The sequence below is a fragment of the Phenylobacterium sp. genome (assembly GCF_041691455.1).
Lineage (GTDB): Bacteria > Pseudomonadota > Alphaproteobacteria > Caulobacterales > Caulobacteraceae > Phenylobacterium.
Genome location: NZ_JBEPUO010000013.1, coordinates 27,779 through 49,575 on the forward strand (window position 1 = coordinate 27,779; position 21,797 = coordinate 49,575).

The following is a 21,797-nucleotide window of genomic DNA, read 5'->3' on the forward strand; positions in this document are numbered from 1 at the left end:
TTCCTGCCCCCGGAACAGCGATAGTCGCGCCGCCCATAGGAAGCTCCATGTCCCCCGACGACGCGCTTGCCCGGATCCGCCGCTATGACGGCCGCCTGAAGGCCTTCGTGCGCGTCTTCGATCCGGCGCTGGGCGACGGCGACGGCCCGGTCTTCGCGGCCAAGGACCTGTTCGACGTCAAGGGCGTCCCGACCGGCGGCGGCGCCAGGGTTCCACTGGCGGAGGATCCACCGGCCCACGCGGCGGTCGTCCAGAAGCTGCTCGACGCCGGCTGGCGCGCGGCCGGCAAGACCCACACGGTGGAGCTGGCCTACGGCGGCTGGGGCACCAACCGCGCGGTCGGCGCGCCGTGGAATCCCTGGGACGCCAAGGTCCACCGCGCGCCGGGCGGCTCCTCCTCGGGCTCGGCGGTGGCCGTGGCCGCGGGTTTGGTCGAGGCGGCGCTCGGCAGCGACACCGGCGGCTCGGTGCGCATCCCTGCGGCGGTCTGTGGCGTGGTGGGCCTGAAACCCGGTCGCGGCCTCGTCAGCCTCAAGGGCGTGCATCCCCTCGCCCCGGCGCTCGACACGGTCGGCGCGCTCGCCAAGGACGTGGCGACGGCGGCGCGCATGCTGGGCGTGATCTCCGGCCCCGACGGCGCGGCGGCCGTGCGCGAGGCCTTCGACGCCGAGGCGGCGCTGGCCATGGACGTGGCCGGCCGGCGCCTCGCCGCCATTCCCCTGGAGCACCTCGGCGAGGTCGACGCCGAGGTGGGTCGCCTCTACCTCGCCGCGCTGGACCGTCTGCGCAAGACCGGCGTGACCGTGCAGATGGTCCGCCCGCCCAAGGCGCTGGACGAGAGCTTCGCCCCCAACGGCCTCCTGATGGCCGGCGAGGGTTGGCGGATCTGGCGCGAGCGGATCGAGACGCACGGCAAGGTCATGGACCCATGGATCGTGCGGCGCTTCGAGGTCGGCCGCGACATCTCCGACGAGCGCCTGGCCCAGGCCCACGTCCAGCGGGCCGACGACCAGACCCAGTTCCACGCCTGGCTCGCCGGCTACGACGGCCTCGTCACCCCGACCTGCCCGATTCCGGCGCCGCCTATGGATGAGATCGACGAGACCACCTCGCCGCTCAGCCGCCTCACCCGGGCCGCCAACTACCTCGACCTGCCGGGGATCAGCGTGCCGTGCGGTCTGACCAAGGAGGGGATGCCGGCGGGCCTGCAGATCCTCGGCCGGCCGCGCGACGAGGCGATGGTCGTGGCCTTGGGGGCGGCGTTCGAGGGCGTATCAGGCTGGAATGGCCGCGCGCCTGATCTCAGCGGGTTCGAGAGCTAGAGCTCCGGGTGCGCCTTCAGGAGCGGCTTGGGCGCGGACAGGCGCCAGCCGGCCCGCAGCACCTCGGCCAGTTCGTCCGCCTCGATGGCGGCCAGCCGGATCAGCACGGCGGCGTAGGACCGGTAGTGGTCGTCGTCGAAGAACCGGTCGCGCGCGGCCTCGATCAGCATCTCCTTGCGTTCGATCTGGCAGCGGACGGCGAGCACCGCCGGATCGGCCACGCGGGGCTTCTTCGGATCGACCCGCAGCAGATAGGTCCAGGCGAAACCCTTGCCGCCCGCCACCTCGAACACCAGCCGCCCGCCCTGGGAGGCGTCGACGACGCTCGGAAGCGCCAGCGCCAGGCGGCGGATCTCAGCCGGATCGATCATGCTAGGCGGCCCTCGGAAATGCCCCCGCGGCCAGGACACCGCGGTGCAGGACGGTTTCGCGCGGCGGCATGCGGGCCACCGTCTCGGCGGCGCACGACGTGCGGACCAGCACCACGTCGGCCGGATCGCCCGGCCTGGGCCAGAGTTGCTCGCCGGTCGGGCTGAGCGGGACTGGGCCGCCGGTCGCCAGCCGCAAGGCCTGGGACAGGCCGAATTCGTCGGACCAGCCGTACATCTGGCAAGCGATCCAGGCCTTCAGCAGCACGTCGCACTGGCCGAACACGCCCCAGAAGTCGACCACCGTGTCGGTGCCCATATAGACCGGGACGCCCTTGGCCAGCAGGATCGGGATCGGCATGACCTTGCGGCCCATGGGCACGGTGGAGGCCACCGACATGCCGGCGTGCGCCATCAGCGAGGCCATGTCCGCGGCCTCGGCGTCGTCCAGCGACATCAGGCAGAAGCAATGGCTGAAGGTCACCCGGCCCTTCAGGCTCGGCTCCTGCTCGACGCGCGCGGCGATCCGCTTGATGGCGGCGATCCCGGTCTCGGCGGGCTCATGCAGGTGCATGTCGATGGGCGCCTTGGCGTCGAGCGCGATCTGCAGGACCGTGTCGACCGAACGCTCCAGCCCGCCGTCCACCGCTGTGGGGTCGATGCCGCCCACGTGGGTCGCGCCGGCCGCCATGGCCTCGCGCATGGTCTGCTCCAGGTGGACGCTGACCAGGCCATGCTGCGGGAAGGCGACGATCTCGTGGCCGAAGGTGGGATCGCGGCGGTCCAGCGCCCGCTTCAGCCGCACGAGGTTCTGGATGCCCACCACCGGATCGACGTTGCATTGGCTGCGGGCGAAGGTCGCGCCCTTCGACTGCAGCAGGTTCACCAGCCGGTCGGCATGAGCCTCCACACCGGGCAGCATGCCGGGCAGGAGCCGCTGCTCGATGGCGATCTGGCCGGGGATGCCGTTCTTCTTCAGCCGCGGCGGACGCCAAGGATCGCCGTAGAAGGTCTTGTCGAGGTGGATGTGCATGTCGCGGAAGGCCGGCAGCATCAGCAGGCCCCCGGCGTCATAGGCGCGGCCCGCGGGCTTCGGACCGCCCGCCGGCGTCACGGCGGCGATCCGGCCACCGGCGATCCGGACGTCGAACAGCGCCGTCTTCGTGCCGCTGACCCCGTCGGCGTCGTGGTCATAGCCGGTCTCCAGGCGGACGTTGCGCAGGACGTAGGCGTCACTCGCGGTCGCGGCCGCCGAAGCGGCCGGCGCAAGCGTCGCAGCGGCGGCGACGCCCATCAGGGCGCGGCGGGAAAGGTCGGCAGGCGGAAGGGTCATCCGACAGAGATGCCAGAAACGTGGCTCGCGTCTACTCCGCCCTGAGCGCCGGCGCCGGGCGTTTCGAGAGCGCCTGGAAGGCCGCCAGCAGGCCGCCGACCCCAGCCACCAGGGCCGCGGCCGCCAGCAGGGCCGCGACGCCCGCCCAGTCCATGCTCCACTTGGCGTGGAAGACCTTCACCACCACCGGCCAGGCCGCCGCGTAGCCGAGCGCCACGCCCGCCGTCCCGGCGATGACGCCGACCGCGCCGTACTCCAGCACATAGGCCGCGAGGATCTGTGCGCGGGAGGCGCCCAGCACCTTCAGCGTCGCCGCCTCTCGGGTCCGCGCCCGGGCCCGCGCCGCGATGGCCCCGGCCAGCACCAAGAGGCCCGCCAGCGCCGCGACGCCGGCGGCCCCGCGCACGGCGAGCGCCAGGCGGTCGAAGAGGCTGGTGGCGGCCTCCAGCTGCTCTCGCACCGAGATCACGTTCACCGTCGGAAAGGCGCGGCCGAGCTCGTGGATCACCGCCGCCTCCTGGGCCTTGGACGCCTTGGCGATGGCCACCTGGCGCAGGTTGGCGCCCTCGACGGCCGAGGGCGTCACCACCAGCGGGAAGCTCGCGCCGAAGCCGCCGAAGTCGACCTTGCGCAGCACCGCCACGCGGGTGTCGATGTCGCGGCCGAGCACCGAGAGCGTCACCGCGTCGCCGACCTTCACCGCCTTGCCCTTGGCGACGTCGACGTCCATGGCGATCAGCGGGGGCCCGGCGTAGTTGGCCGGCCACCAGCGACCCTCCAGGATGCCGGGGTCCTCCGGTTTCGGCCCGATCGCCGACATGGAGATGTCACTGTCGTAGGCCCAGCGGTCCTGACGCGCGATCTGCTCGGCTGCGACCGGCTGGCCGCGCACCTTGGTGATCCGGCCGGTCACGAAGGGCTCGCGCAGATAGTTCTTCTGGGTCAGGGGCTGGCCGAAGGCGCGGCCCACCGCCGCGTCGAACTCGGCGGCCCGGTCGCCCGGGATGTCGGTGAAGACCAGGGCCGGCGCGGTCCTGGGCGCCACCTCGGCCACCTGGTTCAACAGCGCCGACTGGATCAGCACCACCGCGCCCAGCAGCGCGACGCCGAGCCCGATGGCCGGCGAGGCGGTCCGCGCGGCGGAGTGCGGCCCAGCGAGGTTGGCGAGGCCGATGCGCAAGGGTCCCCGCGCGCCGGCTCGCGCCTTGCCCGCCACCCAGGCCGCGCCCCAGCCCAGCAGCCACAGCAGGCCGAAGGAGGCCGCGACACCGGCGATCATGATCAGCGCGGCGAGCTTGGTGGGGGCCGTGGCCACCGCCATGGCCGCGAGGCCCGCCGCCGCCAGGATCGCGCCCACGATCTCCGGGCCGAGGGTGAGCGTCCCGGAAAGGTCGCTGCGGAACAGGCTGGCCGGCGGCGTGGACCGCGCCCGGCCCAACGGCGCAAGCGAGAAAGCCGCCGCCGACAGGAGGCCGAAACCCGCGGCCTTCAGCAGCGGCCCGGGGTAGACCGCGAACAGCGCCGGCACCGGCAGGTTGTTCTTGACCAGGGCGCCCAGCAGCAGGGGCGCAGCGGCGCCGACCGCCAGGCCGATGACCACCCCCAGCGCCGCCAGGAAGCCGATCTGGATGAGGTAGATGTCGCGCACCAGCTGACCCTCGGCGCCCAGGGCCTTGAGGGTGGCGATCACCGGCTTGCGGGCCTCGAGATAGGCGCTGACCGCCCCGAACACCCCGAGCCCGCCGGCCACCAGCGAGGCCAGGCCGATGAAGCCCAGGAAGTATTCCAACTGGTCGATCAGCCGGTGGATGCCGGGGGCGGCGTCCTCGCGGTCGCGGATCCGAACGATGCCGCCCAGCGCCGTGTGCAGTTGCGTCTTGGCGGCCTGCAGCGGCGCGCCGGGCCGCAACGCCACCCGCGCGGTCTCGCCGAACGGCAGGCCGGGCGCGAGAAAGCCGCCCTTTTCCACCGCCCCGATATTGGCGATCACCCGGGGCCCGAGCGCGAAGCCCCTCGACAGGCGATCCGGCTCCTCCATCAGCACGCCGCGCACCACCAGCGGCAGGTTGCCGGCCAGGAACTGGTCGCCAACCTTCAGGTGCAGACGATCGAGCAGCGGTTGTTCGACCACGGCCCCGGCGACGCCGCCGTTCGGCGCAATGGCCGTCTGCAGCGCTCCGCCGCCCTGCAACGTCACCTTGCCGGCCAGGGGATAGCTGTCGCTGACGCCGCGCAGCTCGATCAGCCGCCGCTCGCCGGACGGCGCCTCGGCCATGGCCATGGAGGCGACGGAGTAGGACACCCGCCCCTCCGCCTCCAGGGCGGCGCGCTCGGCCGGGTTGAACACCCGCTGGCGCACCGAGAGCGCCAGGTCGCCGCCGAGGATCTCGCTGGCCTGGCTGGCGAGGCCGCGCCGGAAGGCTTCGGCCGTGGAGCCGGCCGCGGCGATGGCGGCCACGCCGAGCGCCAGGCAGGCCAGGAAGATCCGGAAGCCGCGCACGCCGCCGCGCAGCTCGCGTCCGGCGAAGCGCAGGGAGAGCGGCATCATGCGTTTTCAGCCACCCGCCCGTCGCGCAGCCGCACTGCGCGGTCGGCGCGCGCAGCCAGGGTCTCGTCGTGGGTGACCAGAACCAGGGCCGCGCCGGTCTCGGCGACCAGGTCGAACATCAGGTCGGCGACATGGCCGGCGTTGGCCGCGTCGAGATTGCCGGTGGGTTCGTCGGCGAACAGCAGGGCCGGCCGGCAGGCGAGCGCGCGGGCCAAGGCCACCCGCTGCTGCTCGCCGCCGGAAAGCTGGTGCGGATAGTGCCGCCCGCGGGCGGAGAGTCCCACCCGGTCGAGCCAGGCCTTGGCGGTCTCGGTGGCGCCGGGCGTCCGGGCGATCTCCAGCGGCGCGGCGACGTTCTCCTCGGCGGTCATGTTGGGCAGCAGGTGGAAGCTCTGGAAGACCAGCGACACCCGGCCCCGGCGCAGGCGCGCACGCCCGTCCTCATCGACGCCGGCCAGGTCCTGGCCGAACAGCAGCACCCGCCCACCGGTCGGCCGCTCAAGCCCCGCGGCCACAGCGATCAGCGAGGACTTGCCCGATCCGGACGGGCCCACCAGCGCCACACGCTCGCCCTTTCCAACGCGCACATCGAGGCCGCGAAGGATTTCCACCGGGCCCGCCGCCGACGGCAGGGTCAGCGAGACGTTCTCCAGGGTGAGCGGATCGGAGCCAGTTTCGGTCAATGACGGTCCTTCAGGCGTTGAGCAACGAACACGATCTTCTAAATAGGACACGCGCATGGCCGATACACGACCCCTCTTCCTCTCCCGCCGAACCCTGATCGCTACAGGGCTCGCCGCCCTGCCGGTCCGGGCGCTGGCGGCGCGCGGCCAGGTGGTGACCATCCTCGGGGACTCGATCACCGCCGGCTACGGCCTGCCGCAGCAGGCGTCGCTGCCGGTGCAGCTGCATTTCGCGCTCGAGAAGCTGGGCGTCCCCAACATGGTGCGCGGCGCGGGCGTCTCCGGCGACACCACCCAGGACGGAGCCGCCCGCGTCGATTTCAGCATCCGGCCCGACACCGCCGTGGTGGTCGTGGCGCTCGGGGGCAACGACCTCCTGCAAGGCGTCGACCCGAAGACCACGCGGGCCAACCTCGATCACATACTGACGCGGCTGAAGGCGCGCCACATGGGTGTCGTGCTGGCCGGACTGCACGCCCCGCCGGAGATCGGCGCCGGCTACGCCCGGGACTTCGACGCGGTGTTCCCGTCGCTCGCCAAGGCGCACGGCGTCACCCTCTACCCCGACCTCCTGGCGGGCGTCTCCCGCATCAAGGCGCTGAACCAGGGCGACGCCATCCACCCCAACGCCCAGGGCGTGAAGGTGATCGTGGGCCGGCTGGCGCCGGTCGTGGCTAAGGCGCTGAAGACGCGAGGCTAGGCGCCCTCTCAGCGGGCCGGCGTCCATAGCGCCAGGCGAGCGAGGGCAGCAGCACGAGGCTGGCGATGGTCGAGGTGATCAACCCGCCCAGGATGACGATCGCCATCGGCCCCTGGATCTCGCGCCCGGCCTGGCCGGTGGAGAGCGCCAGCGGCAGGACGCCGAGGCCGGTCACCAGCGCGGTCATCAGGATCGGGGTCACCCGCTCGCGAGTGGCGACCAGCACGGTGTTGATCGACCAGTCGTGGCCCTCTTCGGCGATCAGCTGCTCGATATGGGCGACCAGCAGGATCGAGTTGCGGGCCGCGACGCCGAACAGGGTCACGAACCCGACCAGCGACCCCAGCGAAAGGCTGCCGCCGGTCAGGCCGACAGCGATCACCCCGCCGACCAGGGCGAAGGGCGTGGCGCCGAGGATCAGCATGGTCGCCCGCCCGCTGCGGAACGCCAGCAGCAGGAGCGCGACAACCCCGCCTACCGCGAGGGTCAGATTGAACAACAGTTCCTTGCGCGCCTCGGCGGCGCCCTGGGCCGTGCCGCTATAGTCCAGATAGACGCCTGCCGGCAGCTTCACCTTGGCGGCGATAGCGGTCTCCGCCGCCTTGGCGACCTTGGCCGCGGCGCTTGGCGCGGGATTGGCCGTCACCACCTGGCGCGGCCGCCCGCCCTCATGGCTTACCGAGGTGCGGCCTTCCGACAGATAGACCTTGGCGATGGAGCGCAGCGGCACCGCCGCGCCCGCCGAGGAGCGCACCAGCAGATCGCCCACCGTCTCCGGGTCGCGCCGCAGGTCGGGCGTCGTGGTCACAGCCACGTCGATGGTGCGGTTTTCCTTGAAGATCTCCGTCGCCGTCGCGCCTTGATAGGCTGCGCCCACCGCACTCAGGGCCTCGGCCGGCGCGATGCCAAAGCGCCCTAGCGCCGCAAGATCGAGGTCGACACGCACCACCGGCGTCGAAGGCGGCGTCTGCACCTGCACGTCCAACGCGCCGGGCACGGTCTTCAGGACCGCCGCGACCTGCTGGCCGACATGATCGAGGGTGTCGAGGTCCGCCCCGTAGATCCCGACAGCCAGCGAAGCCGTCTCGCCGGAGAAGGATTCGCCGATGCGGTCGCCCAGGAAGGTAACGACCTCGGTCTTGAGTCCCGGATAGCCCTCCAGGACCTTGTGGATGCGGTCCTGGATCTCGTCCTGCTTGCGGCCGGAGAGCCCGGGTTTCAGCTCCACGTGGAACTCACTCTTCTCGGTGCCCCAGGTGTCCTCGCCGCCCTCGGCGCGGCCGATCTGCTGCTCAATGCTGCCGATGCCGTCGATGGCCAAGAGCTCGCGGCTGATCCTTTGGCCGTAGTCGCGCATGACGCCGAGCGAGGTGCCGGGCGGACCTGAGACCCCCAGCACGAAGTGGCCCTCGCGGAAGCTCGGCAGCAGTTCTGAATTGAACAGCAGAAAGCCCGCGACGGTGGCCGCCAGCGCCACGGCGCTGACGCCTAACGCCCAGCGCGGCGCGTCGATCGCCCGCAGCAGGATCTTGTGGTGCCAGGTCTTGGTGTGGCGCAGGAAAACCGGCTCGCCGCGCAGCCTGGCGTTCTGCAGCAGGAGCAGGGCCAACGGCGGGGTGATCACCACGGCCACCGCCAGCGAGGCCAGGGTGGCGATGATGAAGGAGGCCGCCAGCGGCGAGAAGAACGCCCCCTGCAGCCCGGACAGCAACAGGACCGGCAGCAGCACCAGGGCCAGCATGATGGTCGCGTAGATCACCGGCGCGCGCACCTCGATGGACGCAGCCAGGATCACGGCGGCCGGCGAGGAGCCTTCGGCGCGGGTGCGCAGGCGCCGGACAATGTTCTCCGTGCCGATCACCGCGTCGTCGACGACGACCCCCAACGCCACGGCAAGCCCGCCCAGGGTCATGGTGTTCAGGGTCGAGCCCATCCGGTCGAGCACGATCACCGCGGTCAACAGCGCCAGCGGGATCGAGACGAAGGCGATCGCCACCGTGCGCATGTCGCGCATGAACAGGAACAGCACCACCGCGATCAGCACCGCCCCGATCGCCAGGTCGTCGCCGATCCCGCGCAGGGCCGAGGAGATGAAGTTGGCCGGCCGGTGGAGACCCGCGTTGACGGTCACCCCCTGAGCCTTCAGCGCCGGCGCCATCTCGGCCATGGCCGCCTCGACCGCGTGGGTCGCCGTCAGGGTATTGGCGCCGTACTGGCTGGAGATCGAGAGCAGCACGCCCGGCCGGCCCATGATCAGGGCGTCGCCATTGAGCTGCGCCGGGCCGTCGACCACTTCCGCCACGTCGCCGATGCGGGCGGGCGCGGCGCCCGCCACCGCCGGCAGCGGCGCGGCGGCGATGTCGGCGGCGTTCTGCACCTCGCCGTGCGCCTCGATCAGGATGCGCTGCTGCGGCGTGTCGATGTAACCGCCGCCGGAAACCCCGACAGCGGACTTGGCGGCGGCGAGCACGTCAGAGAGGCTGAGGTCGCGCGCGGCGAGCGCGTCGGGCCGTACGCGGACCTCGATCCGCCGGACCTGGCCGCCGTAGACCGTGGCCCGCGCCACGCCGTCCGCCGCCAGGATGCGCGGACGTACGGTCCAGTCGACGAGGTCGCGCAACTGCATCGGCGTCAGCCGATCGCTTGTGAAGCCGATCTTCAGGAGGTCCATCGTGGACGAGGTCAGGGGCGTCACCTTAGGCGCGCCGACCCCATCGGGCATCTTGTCGACCTCGTTCAGGGCCTCCGACACCACCTGCCGGTCACGGAACGGGTCGGAGCCCTGCGTGAAGTTCACCGTCACGATCGACAGGCCCGCGATGGATTCGGAGCGCAGCGACGCCACGCCCGCCGAGCCGTTGATCGCCTGCTCCACCGGGCGGGTGACCAGCTGCTCCACCTGCTCGGCGGTCAGGCCGGGCGCGTCGGTCTGCACCTCCACCTGGGCCGGCACGAAGTCCGGGAAGACGTCAAGCTTGGCGCGGGTCAGCACGATGCCGCCGTAGACCAGCAGCAGGATCGCCGCGGCGATCATCAGCCGCGGCCGGTCGAGCGTCCATCCGACGATCCGCGAGAGCATGTTACTCGCCCTTGGCCGGGCCGGACTGGGCGGCGAAGAGCTGCGAGGCGCCGGCGGTCACCACCGGCTCGCCTGCCTTGAAGCCGCTCGTGACGAAGAGGCCATCCGGGTCGCTGGCCCCCGGCGGGACCACCCGCCGCTCGAAATTCGTGGCGTCCCTGCGCACGAAGACGAAGGTTTGGCCGCCGGTCCGCAGCAGCGCAGCGCGGGGGATCACCACGCCCGGGGCGTCAGGCCCGTGCGAGACCGTGGCCGAGGCCACCGCCCCGGTTCCCAGCTGCACTGCGGCGGGGCCGGTCACCAGGGCCAAAAGGCCGGTCGCCTGCAAGCGCGGATCGCCCACCCGCGTCGGGCCGAGGATCGCGGCGTGGACCGCCCCCGACGGCAGGGCGATGATCGCCGAGCCGGTGAACTGGGTCAGCCCCGAGGCGGCGTCAATGCGAACCAAGGCCGCGCGCCCGCCGGCGATGTCGGCCACCAGGCGGCTGCGCCGGGCGTCGGAGAGCCGCGCCAGGGCCGGGCTCCATTCTAGCCCCACGCGCCGGCGCAGGAGCTGCAGCTTGGCGGCGTCACCGCGGGCCTGGGCCGCAGCGGTCTCGGCGGCCTGCCTGGACACGGTCTGGTCCGCGGCGTTCAGCGCGCGGGTGCGGTTGGCCTCGGCCTGCGACGCGGCGAGCGCGGCCACCGCCGTGGCGATGTCGGAATCGAGCTGCGCCAGCGGCACCGGATCGAGCGCGCGGGCGAAGCCGCTCACGCTCGCCGTCCGCCTCGCGGCCGGCAGCGGCGCGGTGACGATCCCGAGGCGCGCCTGCGTCGCCGCATCGAGTTTCACCAGGGCCGCGCCCTGCCCCAGGGCCGGCCCGGCGAGCAGCGCCAGACAAAGGACCGCGGCCCGAACAAAAGCCCTCATCGCGCCCTCCCCGCTTCCGTCATCGCCTTCTCGATCACCGCCGTCTCCGCCGCGTCCGAGGACCGCCGGATCGCATCCTCGAAGTCGACGAAGGCGCCGGTGGCCACGTGCCTGGCGTCGTTCGCCGCGAGTTCGGCGTCGGCCGCCGCGCCCTCCGCCGCCAGTTCGTCGACCCGGTCCGTCTCGCCGGCCTTGAGGGAGCGGGCGGCAAGGTTGGCCGCGCCTCTGGCCAGGGGCGCGTCGCGATCCCGGTTCCGGAAGAAATCCGTCTGCGCCACGCTGAGCGCCGCCGTGGACGCATCGACCGCCGCCAGCGCATTGGCCTGGGCCAGCTCCAGCGAACGCCCCGCCGCGGCGCGGGTGGCCTCGGCCTGAGCGATCGCGCGCCGGTTCAGGTCCCAAGGCGGCAGCGCCAGGGACAGGCCGAACGGCAGCTTGGTCACCCCGTGGTCGTAGTTGTAGGCCGGGCCTAGGCTGACGGACGGATACTGGTTGGCGATCTCCAGCCGCAGCGCCTGCTCGGCCAGGTCGTAGTCGGCAATCGCCCGCAGGACGTCGCGCCGCGAGGTCGCCGCGTCCCGCCGCCACACCGGCAGGGGCTTCATGTCGGTGAGCCCCCAGGGCGCGGGGGCCAGCGCCAGCGGCCGCGCCACCGCCGGGCTGACACCGAGCGCCTTGGCGAGGTCATCGACCGCGGTCTTGAGGCGGCCATTGGCGGCGGCCAGGCGTCCGTTGGCGGTGCTAAGCTCGGTGCGCGCTAGGATCAGGGCCGGCCGCGCGTCCTGCCCTGCCTTCACCCGATCCTCGATCCGCGACGCGCGGCGTCCGCGGACCGCGACCGCCACCGTCGCGAGCGTGATCTCCTGCTGAGCGGCCGTGAGGTCGCTCCGCGCCCTTTCAAGGTCCGTGCGCACGCTCCAGATCGTCTCGCCGTAGTCGTAGAAGGCCTGCAGCGCCTGCAACTGGGCGGTAGTCACCCGCACGCTGCGCCGGGTCCCGAAATCGAGCGGGATGTCGCCGGCGCCGCTGTAGCCCCAGCGCGGCGCCTCGCTGGCGTATTCGGCGGTGAGCGTCAGGCTGGGCCCCGGCGGCGACTTGGCCGCCCGCGCCGCGGCCAGGGCCGCCAGGTACTTGGCGTGCGCCTCGGCGATCTGCGGATTGCGCCCGATCGCCTCGGAGAGCAGCTCGGCGGTCGTCCAGACAGCGCCCAGCGGCTTCTCCTCGAGACGGCGCGCGTCCAGCTCGGCGACGAACTGCGCCGGATGCGGCGGCGCGGGCGCATAGTGCGCGCAGCCGCTCAGGCCCAGCGCCAGGATCGCGGCGCTAAGGCCCGTACGCCTCACTTGCCGACGACGAGCACTTGGAAGGAGCCCGGGACCATCGGCGGGCGCCCGCCGCTGGCCGGCCGCGGGCCGAATTCCGCGGCGGGCAGATAGAGGCGGCCGCTGCGCGGATCGATGGCGATCGTCCGGGCGCTGACCTGGGTCTTCACGGTATCGACGATGCTGGCCTTGCCCTTGCCGACGCTGACCACCGCGAGCGTTCCGTCGCGGCCCGCGGGCACGAACGCCAGCCGCTGCTTGGGATCGAAGGCCACGCCGTCGGCGCCCTTGCCGGTCGCGAGCGTCACGACGATCTTGCCGCTGCCGGCCTCCAGCACGACGGTCGCGCCGTCGCAGGCCGCGATCAGCTGCTTGTCGGCGGCGTCGTAAGCCAGGCCCGTCGGGCCGTCGCAGCCGGCCAGCGGATAGCGCGTGACCACCTTGCGCCCGGCGATATCCAGCACGGCGATCTCGTTCTTGTTCTCGACATTGACGAAGGCGCGCCCGGCGCCGTCGACAGCCGCGGCTTCCAGGTCGCCGCCGACCGCGATGGTCCCGACCGCCTTGTGCGCCTTGGGGTCGATCAGGGTCACGTCGCCGCCCCGATGGTCCATCACCAGGACCAGGCCGGAATGGGCGTCGAAGGCCGCTGCGTCCGGCCCGACCCCGGTCTTGACCCGAGCGGTTTCAGCGCCGGTCTTGGCGTTGATGAACACCGCCTCGGCGGTCCCGCCGTTGGTCACCAGGACCTCCGCCCCGCCGTTCACCGGCAGCGGGTCGTGCAGGATCGCTCCCGGCGCCAATCCCGGCGTCACGGCCTTGGTGGCGATGTCGATCGCCATCACGGACCCGCCGTGCGCCACCAGCACGCGATTGTTGGCCTCGTCGACCCGCACATAGTCCCAGCCGCCGTCAGGCCCGGCGACACGGTCGACCACATGATAGCCGCTGGGCGCCGCTTGGGCGCTCCCGGCGGCCAGGCAAAGACCGAGGCAAAGCGCGGCGATAGGTTGAGCGTTCATGTGACGTGTCTCCCTTTCGCTCTTCGCTAGGCCCCGCCGGTTGACCGCCCGATGGCGCCCAGATTGTCGAACCCCAATGTTGGACGTCTACGCTGCTTCGGGGAAGGTGACACGCGCCTGCAGGCCGGGCCGCGCGTCCAGCAGTTCGACCTCAGCGCCATGCAAGCGGGCGACGGCGGCCACCAAGGCCAGTCCAAGGCCGCTCCCCGGAGTCGAACGGCTGCGTTCCAGGCGATAGAAGCGGTCGAACAGCCGCTCCCGCTCGGCTTCCGGCACGCCTGGGCCGTTGTCCGTCACCAGCAGCGTCGCCGCGCGCCCGCGGCGCGCCACCTCCACCGCGATCCGCGTGTTCGGCCCGGCGTGGCGCAGCGCGTTCTCCACCAGATTGACCAACATCTGGGTGAGCAGTTCCGCGTCTCCGTCGACGATGACGCCGGTCTCGGCCGCCAGGCTGAGCGCCCGATGCATCTCTTCCGCCGACGGCGCGAAGGCTTCGGTGACCGTGCGCGCCACGCTCGCCAGATCGCAGGGCCGGAAGGCCGCGCGGCGAGCTCCGCCTTCGATCTGGGCGATGCGCAGCAGGGCCGCGAAGGTGTCGAGGATCGAGTCGAGGTCGGCGAGCGCCCCCTCCAACGCTGGCCCCCGCTCAGGCGGCGCGGCGAGACCGGCTTCCAGTTTCTGGCGCAACCGCGTCAGCGGCGTGCGCAGGTCATGGGCGATGTCGTTCGATACCTGGCGCAGGCTCTCCATCAGAGCCGCGATCCGATCCAGCATCCGGTTGAAGGTCAACGCCAGGCGGTCGAGGTCGTCGTCCGACCCACGCACCGGCACGCGGCGGGCCAGGTCGCCGTCGATGATCGCCTCGGCGGTGCCGGTGATGGCCGCGAGCCGGCGATGCACGTCGCCGCTCAGCGCATAGCCGCCGGCGACGCCCAGGATGACGACGCCGATGAAGGCCATGCCGAAGCCGCGAAGCACGGTCCCGTCCAGCGCCTCGATCCGCTCCTCGTCGTCGCCGACCAGCAGCTTGTAGCCGTCCGGCAGGGCGACGGCGAACAGGCGGACCGGCTCTTCGCGCGCCTGGCCTCCCCGGCGCAGCAGGGACCATCCCATGGCCGCTCGGGTGGTCGCCAGCCGGCCGGCCAGCGGCTCCCCCGACGGGCCCTGCAATCCGAAATCCAGCGAGCCCGGGGTGTGATCGCGCTCGTGGACGGCGTCGACGACCCCCTTCAGGCCCTCCGAGCGGTATTCCTGGACCAGCGCCGCCGACTCCGCGCGGATCCGGGCGTCGAACTGCTCCGACAGCGCGTGCCGCGTGCTGAAGAGCGTGATCGCGCCCAGCGCCACCACCGCGAGCGCGAAGACGGTGGTGTAGAGCCCGGCCAGGCGAAGGCTGGTGGAGCGGAACACCTAGTCCGGCTCGCGCAGGATGTAGCCCGCGCCGCGCACGGTGTGGATCAGCTCGCAGCCGTGACCGCGGTCCACCTTGCCGCGCAGGCGGCTCATGTGCGTCTCGACGATGTTGGTCTTTGGATCGAAGTGGAAGTCCCAGACGCTCTCCAGCAGCATGGTCCGGGTCACCACCCGGCCAGCGTGCCGCAGCAGGTATTCCAGAAGCTGGAACTCGCGCGGCTGCAGCTCGATCCGCCGCCCGCCCCGGGTGACGGTGCGCTTCAGGAGGTTGAGCTTGAGGTCCGCCACTGCCAGTTCTGTCCGCAGCTCCTGGGTCGGCGGGCGCCGGGCCAGGGCGTTGACCCGCGCAAGCAGCTCGGCGAAGGCGAACGGCTTGACCAGATAGTCGTCGCCGCCAGCCTCCAGTCCCTCCACCCGATCGTCGATGCCGCCGAGCGCGGTGAGCAGCAGCACCGGCGTCTTCACCCCGGAGGCGCGGATCGTCCGCAGGATCGCCAGGCCGTCGATCTCCGGCAGCATCCGGTCGAGGATGATGACGTCATAGGGCTCGCCGGCGGCCAGCAGCAGGCCGTCGCGCCCGGCCGCGGCGTAGTCGACCGCATGGCCGGCCTCCGACAGCGCGCGCTTCAGGTAGCTGGCCGCTTCCCGGTCGTCCTCGACGATAAGCAGTTTCATGACAAGAACCCTGCCCCGAACCGATCCCGACGGGAAGGCTGCGGCGACCGTCTCAGGGCGCGATGTGGGCGGCGGTCAGTTCGGCGCGGGCGGCTTCGAGTTCGGCCTGGAAGGCCGGCTTGGTCACCAGCCGGGCTACCAGCACATTGCCCAGCACCTGACCGGCTTCGATGTCGCCGCGATAGTGGACGCCGCAGATCAGCCGGCTCTCGGCGTAGTCGGAGGCGCGCGCCAGGATGATCTGCGCGTTGCCGGGCATCAGGTTGGCGAGCACGGCGGCGGAGGCATAGCCCATGGTCGCGTGGCCCGAGGGATAGCTGTTCTTCACGTCGTGCCGGTCGTCGCAGACGTCGAGCTCCGGGTCGTTGAGGAACGGCCGTTCGCGCTTGAAGAAGGCCTTGGCCTGCTTGGCCGCGACGCTGTCCTCGTTGCGGAGGTCGGCGAACAACCTGGCCGTCGCCGGGAACCGTTCCAGGCTGAAGGCCGGGCCGAGCACGTCGGCGATCGAGCGGACGTCCTCGACCTCGTCGTCGTGCTTCGCCTGGGCGAGCCGCTCGGGCGTCCGCGCCGAGACGGCGATACGGTGCAGTTCGGCCCGGCCCTCGACGGCGGCCGGCGCATCGTCCTTCGGCGGCGGCGGCAGGAACGTGGCTGGGTCGAGATCGCCGGGGCTAAGGAACTTCGACACCGCCGGGGCCTTGGCAGGGATGGGTTGCGCCAGGACCGGGCCGCCGACCAGCAGCAGGGCGGCGAGCGCCGGCAGAACGCGCGTGCGACGCATCAGAAGTTCACCTTCAGCGACACCTGATAGTTCCGCTCCGGCTGGAAATAGTACTGGTCGTAGGGGACCGTCTTGCCGGGCTTGATCGAGGTGAATTTCTGGCTGTCGAGCAGGTTGTAGACCGCCCCCTCCAACCGGTAGCGGCCGAACCGATAGACGACGGTCAGGTCGGTCGAGTGATAGCCCGCGATCTTGTAGGCGGCCGGCTCTCCCTCGGCTCCCCACTGCAGCCCGGTGTATTTGTCGGCCAGCGAAACGGTCCAGGTGTCGTCCTGGTAGTAGGCGCCCAGCGCGACCGTGGACTTCGGCGCATTGGCGATCTGCTTGCCGCCGGTGATCACCACCGGAACGCCGTCGACGGTGGTGTTGGCGCCCTCCGCCTTGGCCGAGTTGATCGAGCCGTTGGCGAACAGGAAGATCCGGTCAGTCGCCTGGAAGGTCACCGAGCCCTCGACGCCCTTGTAGATCGCCCCGCCCAGGTTGAAGTTGACCGTCTCCAAACCCGCGACCGGGTCGGTGACCGTCACCGTCTGCAGCTTGTTCTTGAAGTCGATGTAGTAGGCGTCCGCGTCCACCGTCAGGCGCGCGCCGTGGTAGACCAGGCCCGCCTGGTAGTTGGTCGACTCCTGCGGTTCGAGCTGGCTGAGCTGCGGACTGACCACCTGGGTGACGCTGATGTCGGGCACCAGGAAGCCGGTGGCGTACTGGGCATAGACCGAAAGGTTGTCCCGCACCTTGTAGTTCGCGGTCAGGAAATAGAGCGTCTTGGTGAAGGTCTTGGAGTCGTGGAACGGCTGCCGGGACTTCTGGTTGACGTCGGAGTCCACATGGAGGTCCTCGTGCAGGTACTTGATGCCCGGCGTGACGGTAAGCTGCGGCGTCACCTTCCATTCGAAGTCGATGAACGGCTCGTACTGATGCCAGCCTGAGTTCTGCAGGTACTCCAGATATTGCGGGACGCCGGCCAGAACCTTCTGGCGATAGTCGACGGCCTTGGGCGTCACCCCGAGGCTGGCGGTGGCGTCATAGTCGTAGCGGGCGCGGGGACCTGTGTCGGCGGTCTCCAGCCAGACGCCGGCCTTCAGCATGCCGAACGGCAGCTCCTGGTCGAGGTGCAGGATGTCGCCGTAGATCTTGTAGACGTTGAGCTTGGTGTAGCCCGGCACGTGGCCGTTCACGACCGGCTTGCCGCCCGGGACCTGGGTGATCGCAAGCCCGTTCCTCGCCGCGATGTCAGTGGGCGACAAGGTCGGATCGAGGGCCGATTCCGTGTCGTTCTTGTAGTAGTAGGAATAGAGGGTGTCCTCGAGCTTGAGGCTCGGCGTGATGTCGCCGTTCAGCTTGGCGTAGTTGAACCAGGTGTGCTTGGTGACGAGGTTGTACCCGAAATAGGTCGGGCTGGCCGGGTCGGTGCTCAGGCCGAAATTCTTGCCGAACAACTGGGTCTGCAGCAGGGTCGCGCCGGTGTTGTCGTTGGTATGGACCTTGGTCTGGTTCCAGGTCCCCAGAACGGTCAGCTTCCAGCTGTCGACGATCGGGAAGACCGCGCGAACGAGCTGGTTGTAGGCCTTGGCGCCGGAGTGGGTCAGTGCGCCGTCGGTGGTCAGCTCCTGGAAGTTGAACAGGGCGTGGGCGCCGTTCAGCTTGTCGATGTCGCCGGTCGAAAGCTTGGTCACCGACATCCAGGTGTTCCACGACCCACCGGTCACCGATTGTGACCCGCCCCGCTCGTCGCTGACCTCGGGCGAGAACAGGTTGATGGAGCCGCCGAAGCTCGCCACGCCGAGCTGGCTCGCCTGGCCGGGCCCGCGGTCGACCACCACCGCCCCGATCGTCGAGGACGGGAAGAAGGACGTCGAATGGTGGGTCGGGCCGTTGGCGTCGCCCCACGGGATGCCGTCGTAGGTGATGTTGTACTGGCCGTCCTGGAAGCCGCGCAGGACGGTCTTGGCCTCGCCGAGGCCCGGACCGTTGAACGAGGTGCCCGAGACGCTGGGCGAGAGATTGACGATCTGGGTGTAGTCGGCGGTCACCGGGATGAACTGGTCGATGGCCTTGCGGTCGATGATCGACTGCGGCTCGGTGGCCTCCAGCGAGGCCTTCACGGGCGCCGTGGTCGTGGCGCCGCCGGCCCCCGTCACCACCAGCTCGTCGACCTGCCGGCCGAAGTCGGGCGTTTCGGGATCGATATGCACCGGGCCGGCGTCCGCCACCGCGGCTGCGGCGTCCGCCGCCAGGGCGGGGCTGCAGCCCAGCACCAGGGCCAGGGCCGAACCGCCCAACCAAAGCATACGGCATGTCCGTATACGTACAAAACTCGCCCGCATCTCAATGCCCCCAAATGATCGAGCTGGATCAGATCCAGCGCGATGCTCTCTTTGCTTGGCGACTTTGAAACGTGGTCTGACTTATCTCGCAAATGAAGGTTTAATGACGGTATTCGTTTGGGCAATATGTTGGGTATAATCAATCTTTACCCCACCGGGGCGTTAGGCGGCGCGGGGCAACATCTTCGGTTCAGGATCGCGCCGCGTCCTTGCCCTTCACGTCGTCGCGCGCGCCGAACCTCAGGAGCGCCGTCCAGGCGGCGAGCGCCCAGGCCGCGCCGAGGCACCAGCCCGCCAGCACGTCGCTCGGCCAGTGGACGCCCAGGTAGACCCGGCTGAACCCAATGCCGATGACCAGGCCAATCGCCAGGACATAGGCCATGATCTTCGTGCCGCGGTTCGGCTCCAGGCTGGCGATCAGCATGGCGAGCGTCAGGAAGGTCGCCGCCGACAGGGTGGAGTGCCCGCTGGGGAAGCTTGACGAATAGACATAGCTGCCGTGCGGCACGAGGTCGGGCCGCGGACGGCCGTAGAGGTGCTTCAGGCCCTCGCTGGAAACGAAGGCGAGCAGCACGGTCGCGGCCATGATGCCGGCATGCCATCGCCTGCGGTGCATGAGGAACGCCAGCACGCCCACCACAGTGACCAGGGTCATCACCGTGACGCCGCCCAGCGCGGTGACGTCGCGCATCGCCTCCTCGAACGAGCGCGATCCGATCGGGTCGCTGGGGTCGGCTGGATTGCGTAGCGCGAGCAGAATGTGGCGGTCGAGCGCCAGCGTGTCGCCCTCGCCCACCTCGCTGGCGATGTTGAAGAAGGCCCAGACCGCGCCCGCCGCGCCGATCACCAGGATCAGCGCGCGGCTCTCGATGCGGCGCAGCAGGCTTTTCAGGAATTTGGGCATTGGCCTCCCGGCGCGCAATCGTCCTGGAGGCTATCAGGTCCCGGGCTCAGGCGAAGGTCCGCATCTCAGGCGGCGGATAGCGGAGCGTGCGTTCCACCGCCGCTTGGGCGGCGTCGCGGCTGGCGTTCGCGCCGTCCGCCACCGTCACCCCATCCTTGTCATAGACGCTCCAACGCCACCCCTCCTCGGATTGGCTCAGCGAATAGGCGAAGGGCGAATCGTGCGGCATCGGGCCTTTACTCCACGCGGTCTGACGGGAGGCTCAACACCCAAGCCGTGCATCTGGTTTCGCCGCGTTGCAGCATTGCCGCCCCGTTGCCGCAAATGTGAACGGAGTCAGGCGTCCGTATCGAGCAGTTCCCGTCCGGCCTCGCGGACGCTGGCGCAGCCGGTGAGGATCATCGCCACCGCCAGCTCCGAGCGCAGGGTCGCCAGCATCTTGCTGACCTGCGCCTCGCCGCCCGCGCCCAGCGCATAGGCCCAGGCCCGGCCGACGAAACAGGCCTTGGCGCCCAGCGCCATCGCCTTCAGCACGTCGAGCCCCGAGCGGATCCCGCCGTCCATGTAGACCTCCAGGTCCGAGCCCACGGCCTGGGCGATCTTCGGCAGGGCCGAGATCGAGGAGCGCACGCCGTCGAGCTGCCGGCCGCCATGATTGGAGACCACGAGGCCTTGCGCGCCGGCCTTCACCGCGTCCTTGGCGTCGGCGGGGTCGAGCACGCCCTTTACCACGATCGGCCCATCCCAGACCTCGCGCACCCAGTCGAGGTCCTTCCAGGTCACCGAGCGGTCGAAGTTCCGCGCGATCCACGAGAGATAGTCGGTCACGCGCCCCTTGCCCTCGATGGCGGCCGCGACCGAGCCCAGGGTGTGCGGCCGGCCGTGGGTCCAGACGTCCCACATCCAGGCCGGATGGGTGATCCCGTCCCAGGCCTGGTTGAGCGCGCCCGAAAGGCCGCTCGAGCCGGTGAAGCCGGAGCGCACGTCGCGGTAGCGGGCGCCGGGCGTCGGCAGATCGACGGTGAACACCAGCACCGGACAGCCCGCCGCCTTGGCCCGGCCCAGGAGGTCGCGCATGAAGCCGCGGTCCTTCAGGACGTAGAGCTGGAACCACGGCGGCGCGCCGGTGGCCGCCACCTCCTCCAGCGAACAGAGGCTGACGGTCGACAGGCACATGGGCACGCCCGCCGCCGCCGCGGCTCGCGCCGCCTGGGTCTCGCCGCGGCGAGCGTACATGCCGGCCATGCCGACCGGCGCGAGCCCCACCGGCATGGAGAAGGTCTGGCCCAGCGTGGTCACCGCCATGTCGAGCTGGGACATGTCGCGCATCACCCGCTGGCGAAGCGCGATGGCCTCCATGTCGCCGACATTGCGGGCCAGCGTCGCCTCCGCATAGGAGCCGCCGTCGATATATTCGAAGAAGATCTTCGGGAGCCTGCGCCGGGCGAGCTCGCGATAGTCTGAAACCGAAGCCGCCCGCAAACGTCCCTCCCCCACTGAAGCCCGCGGAGTTGGAGCCCGAAGCGCGGGCCAGCGCAAGCCTCAGGCGGCGACGGCCTGCGGGGGCGGGACGCTCATAATCCAGACCTGATGGGCGCGGGCCAGGAGCTCGCCGTCCGCGTCGAAGAGGGCGACGCCCGCCGTCTCCTTGCGGCCCTCGCGGACCAGCGGCCAGGCGGTGACGATGCAGGGTTCGCCGGCGCGCGGCCTGCGGATCACCTCCCCGGTCATGGTGCCGAGCAGTGCGCCGTGACGGCCTTCCTTGACCACCCAGGCGAAGAAGCCGGGGCAGTCGAGCGCCGCCCAGATCACCTCGGTCGAGACCAGGCCCTCGGCGTCGGCGAAGGCCTGGTCCGGCGTCCAGGCGCAGGCCACGTGGCCTGCCGGCGCGCCCTCGACCTGGCCCGCGAAGACCCGCAGGCCGTCGCCCTCATGCCGCTCGGGGCCGCAGGTGAAACAGATCGGGTGGATCCGCTGTTCATGGCCGAGGTAGCGGTCGCCCGCCGCGCGGGCGCGTTCCAGGCTGGGTGGACGAGGCGGCCGGGGAAGGAGCGCCGCAGCAGCCACGTCGCCTCGGCCGACCAGCGAGCCCTCGGCGTCGGTCATCACCGCCGCGCCGTCCGCCAGGGTCAGCTCCAGGTCGACGTCCAGCGGCACACGCGCCCGCAGCATTGAGGTGGCGGGCCCGTCGATATCCCGGGCCAGGACGCCGCAGACATAGCCGCCGTTGCCGGAGTTGGGGGGCCCGCAGAACTGCTGGGCGATGACGATCTTGGGCAACGGAAATCGCTCTTGGAATCAAAGGATCAAATCAATGGCCAAGGCTTTTCCACGGAAGCCGCATGCGACGGAAGCCCAAATCGCGCTCACGCGACATTGGAGCCCGCCGAGCGCTGGGCTAGTTTGCGCG

Annotated in this window: 18 protein-coding genes; 2 read left to right on the top strand and 16 right to left on the bottom strand. The window is 70.9% G+C overall.

Annotated elements, in window-relative coordinates:
- Window positions 1–47 precede the first annotated feature (47 nt).
- Window positions 48–1,322 (top strand): amidase, encoded by a 1,275-nt coding sequence (locus tag ACESMY_RS15220; protein WP_372785457.1) that lies wholly within the window; start codon window positions 48–50, stop codon window positions 1,320–1,322.
- Here the strand turns inward: ACESMY_RS15220 and ACESMY_RS15225 are convergent.
- From ACESMY_RS15225 to ACESMY_RS15240, 4 genes are read right to left on the bottom strand one after another with little or no spacing between them, the layout of a single operon-like run.
- On the bottom strand, window positions 1,319–1,693 hold the full coding sequence (locus ACESMY_RS15225; protein ID WP_372785458.1) for an MmcQ/YjbR family DNA-binding protein: 375 nt from the start codon (window positions 1,691–1,693) through the stop codon (window positions 1,319–1,321). The two genes, ACESMY_RS15220 and ACESMY_RS15225, sit on opposite strands and share 4 nt — an antisense overlap.
- A 1-nt stretch (window position 1,694) precedes the next feature.
- Window positions 1,695–3,023: an amidohydrolase gene (locus tag ACESMY_RS15230; RefSeq protein WP_372785459.1), complete on the bottom strand. Its 1,329-nt coding sequence runs from the start codon at window positions 3,021–3,023 to the stop codon at window positions 1,695–1,697.
- Window positions 3,024–3,054: 31 nt separating this feature from the next.
- A complete protein-coding gene (locus tag ACESMY_RS15235) occupies window positions 3,055–5,571 on the bottom strand; it encodes an ABC transporter permease (protein WP_372785460.1) in 2,517 nt (838 codons plus the stop codon).
- The gene (locus tag ACESMY_RS15240) at window positions 5,568–6,254 is read right to left on the bottom strand and encodes an ABC transporter ATP-binding protein (RefSeq protein WP_372785461.1); all 687 of its coding nucleotides are present in this window, start codon (window positions 6,252–6,254) and stop codon (window positions 5,568–5,570) included. The genes ACESMY_RS15235 and ACESMY_RS15240 overlap by 4 nt, the downstream gene beginning before the upstream one ends.
- A 55-nt stretch (window positions 6,255–6,309) precedes the next feature.
- Between ACESMY_RS15240 and ACESMY_RS15245 the strand changes: the two genes are divergently transcribed.
- Complete coding sequence (locus ACESMY_RS15245) at window positions 6,310–6,954, top strand: arylesterase (RefSeq protein ID WP_372785462.1); 645 nt, start codon at window positions 6,310–6,312, stop codon at window positions 6,952–6,954.
- Here ACESMY_RS15245 and ACESMY_RS15250 read toward each other — a convergent pair.
- The 12 genes from ACESMY_RS15250 to ACESMY_RS15305 all read right to left on the bottom strand — a co-directional run bounded on the left by ACESMY_RS15250 (window position 6,929) and on the right by ACESMY_RS15305 (window position 21,667).
- Window positions 6,929–10,033: an efflux RND transporter permease subunit gene (locus ACESMY_RS15250; protein WP_372785463.1), complete on the bottom strand. Its 3,105-nt coding sequence runs from the start codon at window positions 10,031–10,033 to the stop codon at window positions 6,929–6,931. The genes ACESMY_RS15245 and ACESMY_RS15250 overlap by 26 nt on opposite strands.
- Window position 10,034: 1 nt before the next feature.
- Window positions 10,035–10,943 carry a hypothetical protein gene (locus tag ACESMY_RS15255; protein ID WP_372785465.1) on the bottom strand — a complete coding sequence of 303 codons (909 nt, stop codon included), beginning with the start codon at window positions 10,941–10,943 and terminating at the stop codon, window positions 10,035–10,037.
- Window positions 10,940–12,286, bottom strand: coding sequence for a TolC family protein (locus ACESMY_RS15260; protein ID WP_372785467.1), 1,347 nt, complete (start codon window positions 12,284–12,286; stop codon window positions 10,940–10,942). Before ACESMY_RS15260 ends, ACESMY_RS15255 begins: the two co-directional genes overlap by 4 nt.
- A complete protein-coding gene (locus tag ACESMY_RS15265) occupies window positions 12,283–13,287 on the bottom strand; it encodes a YncE family protein (protein ID WP_372785468.1) in 1,005 nt (334 codons plus the stop codon). The genes ACESMY_RS15260 and ACESMY_RS15265 overlap by 4 nt, the downstream gene beginning before the upstream one ends.
- A gap of 87 nt (window positions 13,288–13,374) precedes the next feature.
- Window positions 13,375–14,697 (bottom strand): ATP-binding protein, encoded by a 1,323-nt coding sequence (locus ACESMY_RS15270; RefSeq protein WP_372785469.1) that lies wholly within the window; start codon window positions 14,695–14,697, stop codon window positions 13,375–13,377.
- Window positions 14,698–15,375, bottom strand: a complete 678-nt coding sequence (locus ACESMY_RS15275; RefSeq protein WP_372785470.1) for a response regulator — start codon at window positions 15,373–15,375, stop codon at window positions 14,698–14,700.
- Between the two features lie 52 nt (window positions 15,376–15,427).
- Entirely contained in the window at window positions 15,428–16,156 is a 729-nt protein-coding gene (locus ACESMY_RS15280) for a phosphatase PAP2 family protein (RefSeq protein WP_372785471.1), read from the bottom strand.
- Window positions 16,156–18,447, bottom strand: a complete 2,292-nt coding sequence (locus ACESMY_RS15285) for a TonB-dependent receptor (RefSeq protein WP_372785473.1) — start codon at window positions 18,445–18,447, stop codon at window positions 16,156–16,158. Before ACESMY_RS15285 ends, ACESMY_RS15280 begins: the two co-directional genes overlap by 1 nt.
- Window positions 18,448–18,673: 226 nt before the next feature.
- Window positions 18,674–19,387, bottom strand: coding sequence for a phosphatase PAP2 family protein (locus ACESMY_RS15290; protein WP_372785474.1), 714 nt, complete (start codon window positions 19,385–19,387; stop codon window positions 18,674–18,676).
- Window positions 19,388–19,433: 46 nt separating this feature from the next.
- Entirely contained in the window at window positions 19,434–19,616 is a 183-nt protein-coding gene (locus tag ACESMY_RS15295; protein ID WP_372785475.1) for a hypothetical protein, read from the bottom strand.
- Window positions 19,617–19,723: 107 nt separating this feature from the next.
- The gene (locus tag ACESMY_RS15300; protein WP_372785477.1) at window positions 19,724–20,869 is read right to left on the bottom strand and encodes an L-lactate dehydrogenase; all 1,146 of its coding nucleotides are present in this window, start codon (window positions 20,867–20,869) and stop codon (window positions 19,724–19,726) included.
- Window positions 20,870–20,929: 60 nt separating this feature from the next.
- Window positions 20,930–21,667 (bottom strand): hypothetical protein, encoded by a 738-nt coding sequence (locus ACESMY_RS15305; RefSeq protein ID WP_372785478.1) that lies wholly within the window; start codon window positions 21,665–21,667, stop codon window positions 20,930–20,932.
- Between the last annotated feature and the right edge of the window lie 130 nt (window positions 21,668–21,797).

Excerpts from the sequence above, each read along its gene's own strand:
- ACESMY_RS15255 (WP_372785465.1), bottom strand. The coding sequence starts at position 10,943 with ATGAGGGCTTTTGTTCGGGCCGCGGTCCTTTGTCTGGCGCTGCTCGCC.
- ACESMY_RS15235 (WP_372785460.1), bottom strand. The coding sequence starts at position 5,571 with ATGATGCCGCTCTCCCTGCGCTTCGCCGGACGCGAGCTGCGCGGCGGC.
- ACESMY_RS15265 (WP_372785468.1), bottom strand. The coding sequence starts at position 13,287 with ATGAACGCTCAACCTATCGCCGCGCTTTGCCTCGGTCTTTGCCTGGCC.
- ACESMY_RS15285 (WP_372785473.1), bottom strand. The coding sequence starts at position 18,447 with ATGCTTTGGTTGGGCGGTTCGGCCCTGGCCCTGGTGCTGGGCTGCAGC.
- ACESMY_RS15280 (WP_372785471.1), bottom strand. The coding sequence starts at position 16,156 with ATGCGTCGCACGCGCGTTCTGCCGGCGCTCGCCGCCCTGCTGCTGGTC.
- ACESMY_RS15230 (WP_372785459.1), bottom strand. The coding sequence starts at position 3,023 with ATGACCCTTCCGCCTGCCGACCTTTCCCGCCGCGCCCTGATGGGCGTC.
- ACESMY_RS15220 (WP_372785457.1), top strand. The coding sequence starts at position 48 with ATGTCCCCCGACGACGCGCTTGCCCGGATCCGCCGCTATGACGGCCGC.
- ACESMY_RS15275 (WP_372785470.1), bottom strand. The coding sequence starts at position 15,375 with ATGAAACTGCTTATCGTCGAGGACGACCGGGAAGCGGCCAGCTACCTG.
- ACESMY_RS15295 (WP_372785475.1), bottom strand. The coding sequence starts at position 19,616 with ATGCCGCACGATTCGCCCTTCGCCTATTCGCTGAGCCAATCCGAGGAG.
- ACESMY_RS15245 (WP_372785462.1), top strand. The coding sequence starts at position 6,310 with ATGGCCGATACACGACCCCTCTTCCTCTCCCGCCGAACCCTGATCGCT.
- ACESMY_RS15290 (WP_372785474.1), bottom strand. The coding sequence starts at position 19,387 with ATGCCCAAATTCCTGAAAAGCCTGCTGCGCCGCATCGAGAGCCGCGCG.
- ACESMY_RS15250 (WP_372785463.1), bottom strand. The coding sequence starts at position 10,033 with ATGCTCTCGCGGATCGTCGGATGGACGCTCGACCGGCCGCGGCTGATG.
- ACESMY_RS15225 (WP_372785458.1), bottom strand. The coding sequence starts at position 1,693 with ATGATCGATCCGGCTGAGATCCGCCGCCTGGCGCTGGCGCTTCCGAGC.